At 69.2% G+C, this 11,652-nt stretch carries 15 protein-coding genes and 1 pseudogene; 9 read left to right on the top strand and 7 right to left on the bottom strand.

Annotation, left to right across the window (positions count from 1 at the left end; all coding sequences use genetic code 11):
• Both A5691_RS16590 and A5691_RS16595 read right to left on the bottom strand, forming a co-directional pair.
• A partial coding sequence (locus A5691_RS16590; RefSeq protein ID WP_156675596.1) for an NAD(P)H-binding protein occupies positions 1-653 on the bottom strand: 653 nt, incomplete at its 3' end.
• A gap of 85 nt (positions 654-738) precedes the next feature.
• Entirely contained in the window at positions 739-1,548 is an 810-nt protein-coding gene (locus A5691_RS16595) for an enoyl-CoA hydratase (protein WP_068016593.1), read from the bottom strand.
• Positions 1,549-1,645: 97 nt separating this feature from the next.
• On the opposite strand from A5691_RS16595, the gene A5691_RS16600 reads away from it, so the two are divergent.
• Positions 1,646-2,731, top strand: a complete 1,086-nt coding sequence (locus A5691_RS16600; protein ID WP_068016596.1) for a CaiB/BaiF CoA-transferase family protein — start codon at positions 1,646-1,648, stop codon at positions 2,729-2,731.
• Between the two features lie 44 nt (positions 2,732-2,775).
• A complete protein-coding gene (locus tag A5691_RS16605; protein ID WP_068016599.1) occupies positions 2,776-3,528 on the top strand; it encodes a 3-hydroxyacyl-CoA dehydrogenase in 753 nt (250 codons plus the stop codon).
• 131 nt (positions 3,529-3,659) lie between these two features.
• Here A5691_RS16605 and A5691_RS28950 read toward each other — a convergent pair whose 3' ends face one another.
• Positions 3,660-3,782: a hypothetical protein gene (locus tag A5691_RS28950; RefSeq protein ID WP_003878506.1), complete on the bottom strand. Its 123-nt coding sequence runs from the start codon at positions 3,780-3,782 to the stop codon at positions 3,660-3,662.
• A 310-nt stretch (positions 3,783-4,092) separates the two neighbouring features.
• Here A5691_RS28950 and A5691_RS16610 point away from each other — a divergent pair, with 310 nt between their 5' ends.
• A complete protein-coding gene (locus A5691_RS16610; protein ID WP_068016602.1) occupies positions 4,093-6,414 on the top strand; it encodes an MMPL family transporter in 2,322 nt (773 codons plus the stop codon).
• A 62-nt stretch (positions 6,415-6,476) separates the two neighbouring features.
• The gene (locus A5691_RS16615; RefSeq protein ID WP_068016605.1) at positions 6,477-7,106 is read left to right on the top strand and encodes a bifunctional 2-polyprenyl-6-hydroxyphenol methylase/3-demethylubiquinol 3-O-methyltransferase UbiG; all 630 of its coding nucleotides are present in this window, start codon (positions 6,477-6,479) and stop codon (positions 7,104-7,106) included.
• Positions 7,107-7,117: 11 nt separating this feature from the next.
• On the opposite strand, the gene A5691_RS16620 is transcribed toward A5691_RS16615, so the two are convergent.
• The gene (locus A5691_RS16620) at positions 7,118-7,831 is read right to left on the bottom strand and encodes an NAD-dependent deacylase (RefSeq protein ID WP_067755844.1); all 714 of its coding nucleotides are present in this window, start codon (positions 7,829-7,831) and stop codon (positions 7,118-7,120) included.
• Between the two features lie 37 nt (positions 7,832-7,868).
• On the opposite strand from A5691_RS16620, the gene A5691_RS16625 reads away from it, so the two are divergent.
• Positions 7,869-8,234 carry a GntR family transcriptional regulator gene (locus tag A5691_RS16625; RefSeq protein WP_067277218.1) on the top strand — a complete coding sequence of 122 codons (366 nt, stop codon included), beginning with the start codon at positions 7,869-7,871 and terminating at the stop codon, positions 8,232-8,234.
• A gap of 26 nt (positions 8,235-8,260) precedes the next feature.
• Here the strand turns inward: A5691_RS16625 and A5691_RS16630 are convergent, their stop codons facing one another.
• Positions 8,261-8,782: a DUF1697 domain-containing protein gene (locus A5691_RS16630; protein WP_067755840.1), complete on the bottom strand. Its 522-nt coding sequence runs from the start codon at positions 8,780-8,782 to the stop codon at positions 8,261-8,263.
• Positions 8,783-8,858: 76 nt separating this feature from the next.
• Between A5691_RS16630 and A5691_RS16635 the strand changes: the two genes are divergently transcribed.
• Together A5691_RS16635 and A5691_RS16640 are read left to right on the top strand one after the other, a co-directional pair.
• Entirely contained in the window at positions 8,859-9,302 is a 444-nt protein-coding gene (locus tag A5691_RS16635; RefSeq protein ID WP_067755837.1) for a PPOX class F420-dependent oxidoreductase, read from the top strand.
• Positions 9,303-9,339: 37 nt separating this feature from the next.
• Positions 9,340-9,528 carry a DUF5302 domain-containing protein gene (locus A5691_RS16640; protein ID WP_067755834.1) on the top strand — a complete coding sequence of 63 codons (189 nt, stop codon included), beginning with the start codon at positions 9,340-9,342 and terminating at the stop codon, positions 9,526-9,528.
• Positions 9,529-9,562: 34 nt separating this feature from the next.
• On the opposite strand, the gene A5691_RS16645 is transcribed toward A5691_RS16640, so the two are convergent.
• Entirely contained in the window at positions 9,563-10,096 is a 534-nt protein-coding gene (locus A5691_RS16645; protein WP_068016608.1) for a nuclear transport factor 2 family protein, read from the bottom strand.
• Positions 10,097-10,184: 88 nt separating this feature from the next.
• On the opposite strand from A5691_RS16645, the gene A5691_RS16650 reads away from it, so the two are divergent.
• A complete protein-coding gene (locus A5691_RS16650) occupies positions 10,185-10,757 on the top strand; it encodes an HhH-GPD-type base excision DNA repair protein (protein WP_067755974.1) in 573 nt (190 codons plus the stop codon).
• Positions 10,758-10,785: 28 nt separating this feature from the next.
• Positions 10,786-10,932 (top strand): DUF1059 domain-containing protein, encoded by a 147-nt coding sequence (locus A5691_RS16655; RefSeq protein ID WP_067277197.1) that lies wholly within the window; start codon positions 10,786-10,788, stop codon positions 10,930-10,932.
• 70 nt (positions 10,933-11,002) lie between these two features.
• Here A5691_RS16655 and A5691_RS16660 read toward each other — a convergent pair.
• Positions 11,003-11,652: pseudogene (locus A5691_RS16660) on the bottom strand (hypothetical protein); the annotation flags it as partial.

An 11,652-nucleotide genomic window follows, 5' to 3' on the forward strand; every position in this document is an offset into this window, starting at 1 on the left:
TACTCGAGCACGTCGGGTCCGCCGATGTCCCAGGTGCGCGATGACGGGACCGGCGCCGTGGCCGCGGCGACCAGGTAGTAGAGCACGTCGCGCACCGCGATCGGCTGAATCTTGTTGTGCACCCATTTCGGGGTGGTCATCACCGGCAACCGGTCGGTGAGGTGCCGAATCATCTCGAACGAAGCCGATCCCGAGCCGACCACGACCCCCGCCTGCAGCACGACGGTTTCGATGCCCGAGGCGATCAGCGCCTCGCCCACCGCCGCCCGCGACTCGAGATGCGGCGAGAGCTTGCCGCCCTCGGGATGCAGCCCGCTCAGGTAGACGACGCGCCGCACCCCGGCGCGCCGCGCCGCCGTCACCACGTTGCCGACCGCCCGGGCTTCCTCGTCGGCGAAATCCTTCGACGTGCCCATCGAGTGGACCAGGTAGTAGACGACGTCGATCCCGTCGAACGCCGCGATGAGGGAATCGACGTCACCCAGATCGCCGCGCGCGACCTCGGCCTGTTGCCGCCACGGCACGTCCTCCAACTTGGCCGGGTTGCGGGCCAAGGCGCGCACCTGGTGACCTTCGTCCAGCAGTCGCGGCGCCAGCCGGGCGCCGATGTAGCCGGTCGCCCCGGTCACGAGACAGCGCAGCTGTCCAGCCATGGGATCTCCGTTCGTCGTCTTCCAATTATTCGGACCCGACGCGGGGGAGGATTACCGGCTTGGGCCACCCGTAAGCGCGATGGCGTCAGCGATCGGTGAAGTCCGGCGTGCGGCGCTGCTGGAAAGCGGTTGTGCCCTCGACGAAGTCATGCGAGCGCAGCAGCACGGCCTGCCCCCCGTATTCGCGCTGCAGGGCCGGATCCAGCTGGGCGAGCGTGGCCGCGTTGATGGCGAGCTTCGTCTTGCCGAACGCCACCGCGGGGCCCGCCAACAGCCGCGCGATCACCTTGTCCACCTCCGCCTCGAACTCGTCGGCCGAATAGACCGCGCTGACCAGGCCCCAGGACAGCGCCTCGGCGGCCGGTAGGCGTTCGGGCAGCAACGCCATGTGCATCGCCCGGATGCGCCCTACGGCGGCGGCGATCAGCGCGGACGCGCCACCATCCGGCATCAGCCCGATCTTGGTGAAGGCGAGCATGAAAAACGCGCTCTCCGAAGCCAATACGACGTCACAGGCGAGCGCCAGGGAAACACCCACGCCGGCCGCCGGTCCCTGGACCGCGGCCACCACGGGGTGCGGCACGGCCGCGATCGCCCGGATCAGGCGGTTGATCTCCAGCACGATCTCGTCCGGCTGGACCCCGGTCTCGGACACGTCGTCGGCGCTGATGCCGGCCCCGGAACAAAACCCCCGGCCGGCACCGCCCAGGCGCACGACCCTGACTTCGGGGTCGGTCGCCGCGCGCTCCATCGCGTCGGCGATGCCGGTAATCACCGGCACGGTCAGGGAATTGAGGCTGTCCGGCCGGTCGATGGTCACCGACAGCACGCCGTCGGACAGTGTGACGGAAAGGCCTGCGACGGGCGCCAGTGTGTCGATCGCGGATTGGGGCATGGGCTCACCCTAAGTGACCGGGCTGCGCGCCCGTCGAACCCGGCTGCGAAGATGCCAACAACAACGGGCGTCAGAGCAGACGAAAGGTCGGTAGATCGTGGCTGGACCGCTGAAGGGGCTTCGGGTCGTCGAGTTGGCCGGGATCGGGCCGGGCCCGCACGCGGGGATGATCCTGGGGGATCTGGGCGCCGACGTGGTGCGCATCGATCGGCCGTCAACCGGTCCCGGTGGTGTGGCCAAGGACGCCATGCTGCGCAACCGGCGCGTGGTGGCCGTCGACCTGAAGTCCGACGAGGGACGCGCCGTCGTGCTGAAGCTCGTCGCCAAGGCCGACGTGTTGATCGAGGGCTTCCGGCCGGGCGTCACCGAGCGGTTGGGGCTCGGCCCCGAGCAGTGCGCCGAGGTCAACGAGCGGCTGATCTACGCCCGGATGACCGGCTGGGGACAATCCGGCCCGCGCAGCCAGCAGGCGGGCCACGACATCAACTACATCTCGCTCAACGGGATCCTGCATGCCATCGGCCGGGCGGACGAGCGGCCGGTGCCACCGCTAAACCTGGTCGGCGACTTCGGCGGCGGCTCGATGTTCCTGTTGGTCGGGATCTTGTCCGCGTTGTGGGAGCGGCAGAAGTCCGGCAAGGGTCAGGTCGTCGACGCCGCGATGGTCGACGGCTCGAGCATGCTGATCCAGATGATGTGGTCGATGCGCTCGCTGGGCATGTGGTCCGACGTGCGCGGCACCAACATGCTCGACGGCGGCGCGCCCTACTACGACACCTACGAGTGCGCCGACGGACGCTACGTCGCCGTCGGCGCCATCGAGCCGCAGTTCTACGCCGCCATGCTGGCGGGGCTGGGCCTGGACGCGGCGAACCTGCCGGCGCAGAACGACGTCAGCCGCTGGCCCGAGCTGCGCGCGGCGCTGACGGCGGCGTTCGCCGGCCACGACCGCGACCACTGGGCCAAGGTGTTCGCCGATTCCGACGCCTGCGTGACCCCGGTGCTGGCGTTCGGGGAGGTGCACACCGAGCCGCACATCACCGAGCGGAACACCTTCTACGAGGTGGACGGCAGCCCGCAGCCGTTGCCCGCACCGCGGTTTTCCCGCTCCACCCCGGACGTGCCCCGCCCGCCGGCGGCCCCGCTGCCCGACGTCCAAGCGGTGCTGGCCGACTGGGTATAGTCGCCAACCAACTGGTTGGCTGGACTCGTAGGGAAAGGACTCGCATGAAGATCAAGGACGCCGTCGCCGTCGTCACCGGAGGCGCCTCAGGACTGGGCCTGGCCACCACCAAGCGGCTGCTCGACGCCGGGGCGCAGGTCGTGGTGATCGACCTGCGCGGCGAAGAGGCGGTCCAGGAGCTCGGCGAACGCGCGCGTTTCGTGCAGGCCGACGTCACCGATGAGGCCGCCGTTGGCAAGGCGCTGGACACCGCCGAGTCGATGGGTCCGCTGCGCATCAACGTCAACTGCGCGGGCATCGGCAACGCCATCAAGACGCTGTCCAAGGACGGCCCGTTCCCCCTGGACGCCTTCAAGAAGGTGGTCGGCGTCAACCTGATCGGCACGTTCAACGTGCTGCGGCTGGCCGCCGAGCGCATCGCCAAGACCGAGCCGATCGGTGAGGAGCGGGGCGTGATCATCAACACCGCCTCGGTGGCGGCGTTCGAGGGCCAGATCGGCCAGGCCGCCTACTCGGCGTCCAAGGGCGGCGTGGTCGGCATGACGCTGCCGATCGCCCGCGACCTGTCGCGCGAACTGATCCGCGTGGTGACCATCGCGCCCGGGCTGTTCAAGACGCCGCTGCTGGGCTCGCTGCCCGAGGAGGCGCAGGCCTCGCTCGGCAAGCAGGTGCCGCACCCGGCGCGGCTGGGCGATCCCGACGAATACGGCGCGCTCGCGGTGCACATCGTCGAGAACCCGATGCTCAACGGCGAGGTCATCCGCCTCGACGGCGCCATCCGCATGGCGCCCCGCTGAGACCCCTGAACACGAAAGCCCCCCGCTCGTCGCGGGGGGCTTTCGTAAAGGAGAGAGAACTTATCGACGGAACCATCGACTGACTGCGGGTTCGGCCATCAACAGCCGTGCGAGCATGCTCATGGCGTTGCTCAGCTCGCCGCTTGCAGTTCGTCGAACTGCTCCGAGGTTTCGCCTTCCACCAGCACGTCGCCGTGGTAGAGGGCTTCGAAGTCAACCTTGATGACGTCGGCACTTGTGTCGTCGATCCACATGACACTGAGCGTATGGGCCACCATTAAGGAATCTTTGAGTCACGATTCGGAAAATGGTGGCAATTTACCGGCCGGTAGGTTGTAGGCGGTCTATCGCGGCATTCGGGCCCGTGACCTGCTTACTTGCCGGCCAATTTTCTGGCCGGACTCTTACCGTCGCCGCGGTTTAGAGCGCCGCGTTGAACCGTCCTTGCGGTGCGCTCCGTGCTTAGTAGCGAATCTGTTTGACGCGTGAAAACTAGCGTTTGTTACGTTGACGCGGAAACGCCAGCGGCCAGCGCGATCAGCACCGGCGGCGGAAGGGCTCGAAATGCTGCAGGGGATCGCCCGGGTGGCCATCGCGGCGCCGCGCCGCATCATCGCAATCGGTGTCCTGGTCTTCATCGCCGCCGCGGTCTTCGGCATCCCCGTCGCCAAGAGCCTGTCGCCCGGAGGTTTTCAGGACCCGGACTCGGAGTCCGCCCGCGCGATCCAGGTGCTGACCGACAAGTTCGGGCAGAGCGGTCAGCAGATGCTGATCCTGGTCACCGCGCCCGGCGGCACCGGCAGCGAGCAGGCCCGCAGCGTGGGCACCGACCTGGTCAACCAGCTACAGAAGTCCCCGCTCGTCTACAACGTCTCGTCACCGTGGACCGTCCCGCCGCAGGCGGCCGCCGACCTGGTCAGCCGCGACGGCAAGACCGGCCTGCTCGTGGTCAACCTCAAGGGCGGCGAGAACTACGCGCAGAGCAACGCCCAAACCGTCGCGGACCAATTGATCCATGACCGGGACGGCGTCACCGTCCGCGCCGGCGGCGCCGCGATGCAGTACGCCCAGATCAACACACAGAACCAGGCCGACCTGCTGGTGATGGAGATGATCGCGCTGCCGCTGAGCTTCCTGATCCTGATCTGGGTGTTCGGCGGACTGCTGGCGGCGGCGTTGCCGATGGCGCTGGGCGCGCTGGCCGTCGTCGGGTCGATGACGGTGCTGCGGCTGATCACCTTCACCACCGAGGTGTCGATCTTCGCGCTGAACCTGAGCACGGCGTTGGGCCTGGCGCTGGCGATCGACTACACCCTGCTGATCGTCAGCCGCTACCGCGACGAGTTGGCCGAGGGCAGCGACAGGGAGCAAGCGCTGATCCGCACGATGGCCACCTCCGGGCGCACCGTCTTGTTCTCAGCCGTCACCGTGGCGTTGTCGATGTCGGCGACCGTGGCGTTCCCGATGTACTTCCTCAAGTCGTTCGCCTACGCCGGCGTGGCGACCGTGGCCTTCGTCGCGACCGCCTCGATCGTCATCACCCCGGCCGCGATCGTGCTGCTGGGCCCTCGGCTGGACGCGTTCGACGTGCGCCGGCTGATGCGCCGGGCATTTCGGCGGCCCGAGCCGGTGCACAAGCCCGTCGAGCAGCTGTTCTGGTACCGGTCGACCAAGCTGGTGATGCGCCGCTGGGCGCCGATCGGGCTGACCGTCGTCGCGCTGCTGCTCCTGCTCGGGTCTCCGTTCATGGGCGTGAAATGGGGCTTCCCGGACGATCGGGTGCTGCCCCGTTCGGCGTCGTCCCATCAGGTCGGTGACCAACTGCGCAACGACTTCGCGCACGACTCCGCAACGTCCGTGCCCGTCGTCGTCCCCGACGCGCGCGGGCTGAACCCGGCGGACCTCGACCGCTACGCCGCCGACTTGTCGCGGGTGCCCGACGTGTCGGCGGTGTCGGCCCCCGGCGGGACGTTCGTCGGCGGGAACCGGACCGGACCCCCGGCGGGGGCCACCGGGCTGGCCGACGGCAGCGCATTTTTGACCGTCAGCAGCACGGCCCCACTGTTCTCCCCGGCGAACGACGCGCAACTCAAGCGGCTGCACGAGGTGCCCGGGCCGGCGGGCCGGTCCGTCGTGATGGGCGGCGTCGCGCAGGTCAACCGCGACAGCGTGGACGCGGTCACGGACCTCCTCCCGCTGGTCCTCGGGCTGATGGCGGCGGTCACCTTCGTGCTGCTGTTCCTGCTCACCGGCAGCGTGCTGTTGCCGGCCAAGGCGCTGGCCTGCAACTTCCTGTCGCTTACCGCGGCGTTCGGCGCGCTGGTCTGGATCTTCCAGGACGGGCACCTGGGCGCGCTCGGGACGACCCCGAGCGGGACGCTGGTGGCCAACATGCCGGTGCTGCTGTTCTGCATCGCCTTCGGGCTGTCGATGGACTACGAGGTGTTCCTGCTCTCGCGCATCCGCGAGTACTGGCTCGCGTCCGGCGCGGCCCGGCCGGCGCGGCCGACCGCGAAGGAGGCGCATGCCGCCAACGACGAGAGCGTCGCGCTCGGCGTCGCCCGCACCGGCCGGGTCATCACGGCGGCCGCGCTGGTGATGTCGATGTCGTTCGCCGCGCTGATCGCCGCCCACGTGTCGTTCATGCGGATGTTCGGCCTCGGCCTGGTGCTCGCCGTCTTCGCCGACGCCACACTGGTGCGGATGGTTGTCGTGCCGGCCTTCATGCATGTGATGGGCCGGTGGAATTGGTGGGCGCCCAGGCCCCTGGCATGGCTGCACGACCGGTTCGGCATCGACGAGGGCGGCGCGGTCGAGACCGCATACCCCGAGCCGGTCCCGGTCGACGGCAAACCGCTGGGGGAGCCGGTGCCGAATATCGGGTGACGCGCCGGCCGGCCCGTCGGCAAGTCCTTATTCTTTGGCCCAGAGTCGGAAGGTTGACGTGTATGACAACGGCGGTGGACAACCCGTTCTTCGCACGCATCTGGCCCGTCGTCGCCAGCCACGAAACCGAGGCGATACGCGCCATGCGCCGCGAGAATCTGGCCGGGTTGTCGGGGCGGGTGCTGGAAGTCGGTGCGGGCATCGGGACGAACTTTCCGCACTACCCGGAGGCGGTCCACGAGGTGGTCGCGGTGGAGCCCGAGCCGCGGCTGGCGGCCCAGGCCCGCGCGGCGGCGGACGTGGTGCCGGCCCGCGTCGTGGTGCTGGGCGAGACGGCCGAGGGCTTCAGCGGCGAGGAGCCGTTCGACGCGGTGGTGTGCTCGCTGGTGTTGTGCTCGGTGCGCGACCCCGGCGGTGTGCTGCGGCGGCTGTACTCGGTGCTGCGTCCGGGCGGGGAACTGCGGTACCTCGAGCACGTGGCGAGCGCCGGCGCGCGTGGCCGCCTGCAACGGTTCGCCGACGCGACGCTGTGGCCCCGGCTCTTCGGTAACTGCCACACCCACCGCGACACCGAGCGCGAGATCATCGACGCCGGGTTCGAGGTCGACGTTTCCCGGCGCGAGTTCACGTTGCCGGCGTGGGCGCCGATGCCGGTCTCGGAGCTCCTGCTGGGCCGCGCCCGCCGGCCGTAATCGCGGCGGGGCTATTTCAGCAGGGCGGGCAGCCGCTGCAGCAACCCGGGCAAGGCCTGGCTGGCGGTCTCGCGGATGCTTATCGTCGCGTGCCGCGACAGCGGGGTCACCTCGGGGTTGACCTCGATGACGGCCGTGCCGCGGGACAGCGCCAGCTCGGCGAGCCCGGCGGCCGGGTAGACGATCGCCGACGTTCCGACCACCACCATCACGTCTGCGGCCTCGGTCGCCTCGACGGCCGATTGCCACGGCCCGTCGGGCAACGGCTCACCGAACCACACGATGTCCGGGCGGATCAGGCCGCCGCAATGACAGACCGGGGGCTCCACCTCGAGCGTCGGTTCGGCCATCTTGGGCAGCGCGCCGGTGTACGGCATACCGCAACGGTCGCAACGGAATTCGAACAGGCTGCCGTGCAGGTGGTGAACCGGTGTGCTGCCGGCGCGCTCGTGTAGGTCATCGACATTCTGGGTGATGACGCTGACCTCGGCGCCGTCCTGCCAGGCGGCGATGGCGCGGTGTCCGGTGTTGGGCGCGACGTCGGCGACCAGGTAGTGACGCCACAGGTACCAGCCCCACACCCGTTCGGGATTGTCGCGCCACCCTTGAGTGCTGGACAGCTCGTACGGGTCGAAGCGCGCCCACAATCCGTTCTTGTCGTCGCGGAAGGTCGGCACCCCGCTCTCCGCGGAGATTCCCGCGCCGCTCAGCACCGTTACTCGCATCCCACAAAGATAGCCGTGCGTGGGACATACTGAAGACGTGGAGCTGCGGGATTTGCTGAAGGTCGACGTGAAGGCGGGCAAGCCGCTGTTCGACCAGCTCAGAACGCAAGTCATCGACGGCGTCCGCGCCGGCGCGCTCCCGCCCGGGACCCGGCTTCCGACCGTGCGCGACCTGGCCGGGCAGCTGGGGGTCGCGGCGAACACCGTGGCCCGCGCCTATCGGGAACTCGAGTCCGCCGCGATCGTCGAAACGCGCGGGCGCTTCGGGACTTTCATTTCCCGTTTCGACCCGACCGACGCGGCGATGGCGGCCGCCGCCAAGGAGTACGTCGAGGTTGCCCGCGCGCTGGGGCTGACCAAGTCCGACGCGATGCGCTACCTGACCAACGTGCCGGACGACTGAGCCCAATCAGCTTGGCGCGAAGCGCTTTAGCGCAAGACCTTGGCCAGCGTGCGCAGGTTGCGCGTCGTCGTCGACGACTTGTAGCGGGGCTTGCCCATCGTCTTGCCGATCGCGCTGTCCAGGGTGGCGCCCTTGGGCACCTGCCAATAGATCACGCCGGCGCCGGGGCTGATCTTCTCGTCGGCGCCGGCTTTGTCGCCCAGGGCGGCGAGTTCGTCGAGCACCGCGTCGTCCGCCACGAACGTGACGTAGGACTGGTAGCCGTCGACCTCGGGCTCGAAGGGATAGGCGTCCACGACGGCGCGCACCGTTTCGAGGTCATAGACCAGCACCCACGCGTCGTAGCCGAAACCGTCGCGCAGCGCGGCTTCGGCCTTCTTGCGCACCCCCGCGGCGCGGGCGGACGACTCCAGCACGATGTTGCCGCTGGCCAGGATGGTGCGCACGTTCTTGCAACCCGCATCGGTCAGCGCGCGTGCCACCTCGGCCATCTTGAGGTTGACGCCGCCGACGTTGACTCCGCGCAGGAAGGCCGCGTACTTGGTCATGGTCCGATTTCACCAGGTCGGTGCGGGCCGGCGCGATCCGGGACCGGTCGCTGGACGCGCGACGTAGGCTGCTGGGATGGGACGCCAAGTCTTCGACGACAAGCTGCTGGCCGTGATCAGTGGGAACTCCCTCGGGGTGCTGGCGACCATCAAGCGCGACGGGCGCCCCCAGCTGTCGAACGTCAGTTACCACTTCGACCCGCGTGACTTGGCCGTGCGGGTGTCGATCACCGAGCCCCGGGCCAAGACCCGCAACCTTCGCCGCGACCCCCGGGCGTCGATCCTGGTCGACGCCGACGACGGGTGGTCGTATGCGGTGGCCGAGGGCACGGCCACGCTGACGCCGCCGGCGTCCGACCCCGGCGACGACACCGTCGAGGCGCTGATTGCCTTGTACCGCAACATCGCCGGCGAACACCCGGATTGGGACGAGTACCGCCGCGCGATGGTCACCGATCGGCGGGTGCTGCTGACCCTGCCGATCTCGCACGTCTACGGCATGCCGCCGGGGGTGCGGTAGCCGCCCGATTCCGGCCGCGCGGCGCTAGGCTGCCGGTATGGCTGAATCGAAGTCCTCCGAGGCGCCGGAATCGGACGACGACACCAAGCGCAAGTTCCGCGAGGCACTGGACCGCAAGCTGGCCAAGTCGTCGGGTGGGTCCGACCACAAGGACAGCGGGGGCAAGCAGTCGCGGGCGCACGGGCCGGTTGAGAACCGCCGCGAGTTCCGCCGTAAGAGCGGGTGAGGATCGGCGGTTAGCCGTTGCCTCCCAACGGTTTTCAGCCCGCGGGCGGCGTGAACAGGCCGATCGAGGGGTCGTCACGGCCCGGCTTGCCGCGCAGGCTGCCGCGGGTGCTGGGGTGGGAGAAGTCCACCCGGGACGGGTCGTTCTGGTACGACCAATCCGCCACGATGGTGCGTTGGCCGAACTTCCAGCGGCCCTCGTGTCGGGTGTAGGTGTCCAGGTACCTACCGCCGATGACGACGTCGACGTCGCGTTCGGGGCCGGCGAAGGTGTGGAAAACGAGGCAGTAGACCTCTCCGCGGGCGGTGTCGCCCTCGACGACGAAGTTGGTTGTGGTGACGTTGTGTTGGGACACCCGCACATACGGTTCGGACGCCTGCAGCTGCGCGATGAACTGTTCGACGCCGCCCGCCGAGAACGCGCCGTGCGAGTCGGTCGCGTCGGGGTGGTAGAGGTCGCGCAGCGCTTCGTAGTCGGCGCGGTCGACGGCCCGGCAATAGGCGGTGACGAGGGCGTGCAGTTCGTCGCGGGCCAGCATCAGCGCCAGTCGGGCCTCATCCACCACCACGCCACGATAACGCGGTGGTTGGGTGAGTAGTCTGCCAACTACGGCTCATCGGTCTTAGGGTGTTCAGCGGAAAGGTTGGTCGTTGACGGTGAAACTTTGGCTCGCTCAGGATCCCGAGGCCGACGCGCTGCTGGACGAGGATCCGCTGGCGCTGCTCATCGGGATGGTCCTTGACCAGCAGGTGCCCTTCGAGACCGCCTTCTCCGGGCCGAAGAAGATCGCGGACCGGATGGGCGGCTTCAGCGCCGCCGAGATCGCCGACTACGACCCCGACAAGTTCGCCGCGCTGTGCTCGGAAAGGCCTGCGATACACCGCTTTCCGGGATCGATGGCCAAACGTATCCAGACCCTGGCCCAGATCATCGTGGACCGTTACGACGGTGACGCGGCGGGTTTGTGGACCGCCGGGGACCCCGACGGCGCGGAGCTGCTGCGGCGGATCAAGGGGCTACCCGGTTTCGGCGATGTCAAGGCGCAGATCTTTGTGGCGTTGCTGGGCAAGCAGTACGGCGTCACCCCGAAAGGCTGGCGCGAGGCGGCCGGGCAGTTCGGCAAGGCCGGCACCCACATTTCCGTCGCCGACATCGTCGACGCCAAGTCGATGGGCAAGGTCCGTTCGTACAAGAAGCAGATGAAGGCAGCTGCCAAGGCGGCGAAGTAGTTGGTGACCAGAAGGGAAGGGCGGCAACGTGAAGACTCACCTGACGTGTCCGTGCGGGGAAGCCATCGTCGGCAAGGATGAGGACGAGTTGGTCGAGCTGACCCAGGCTCATCTCGCCAGCGATCACCCGGGTCTCGAGTACGACCGCGACGCCATCCTGTTCATGGCGTACTAGCCGCCCGCCAGACCGGAGCGCGCGCGCCCCCGAGGGGAGCACGCGCGCCATGGCGGGGGACAGTGCCGGCCTACGGCACCACCGTGGAGCCGATGGTGGGCATGAACTGGCACTGCTTTTCCTTCGTGGTGACCTGCCCGAAAATGGTCGACATGATGCTGCCGGACCCGGTGTCGGCGATCGCGGTCAGCGTCGTCGGCCCGTCGGCGTTGATGTCGGTGCGCGGCTTGAGCGCAACCGTCCCCGACTTACCCGTGGTCAGGTTCACCCAGGTGACGTTCAACGGCAGCTTCTGCACCTCGGCGGGCCCGGGCGTGCCGACAGCGGTGAACACGTAGGCGGTCTGCCCGGGGCCCGGCCCCGGCGTCGGGATCTTCGCCGGACCCGCCACCGACAGCGCCGTGGCGATCGCGCTGGTGCCGTCCGCCAGGCAGTTGGTGCCGATCGAGGGGTACATGAAGTCCTGCGTGGGCGGGGCGTCGGGGCCGAACCCGGGAGCCGCCGCGGGTGCGGCGGCCGGCGCGGGAGCCGCGTCCGGCGCCGGAGCGGCCGGTGCGGGAGGCGCCGGTACGGGCGCCGCGACGGGTGCCACGGTGCCGGGAGCCGGTGCGGAAGCCGGCGGGGCCGCGACCGGCGGGGCGGCGGCCGGTGGTGCGGCCACCGGGCCGGGGCCGGCCGCGTGGGCCGGGTCGATCCCGGCCGGCAGGTGCGCCTGGGGAC

Source organism: Mycobacterium sp. E183 (assembly GCF_001667735.1).
Classification (GTDB): domain Bacteria; phylum Actinomycetota; class Actinomycetes; order Mycobacteriales; family Mycobacteriaceae; genus Mycobacterium.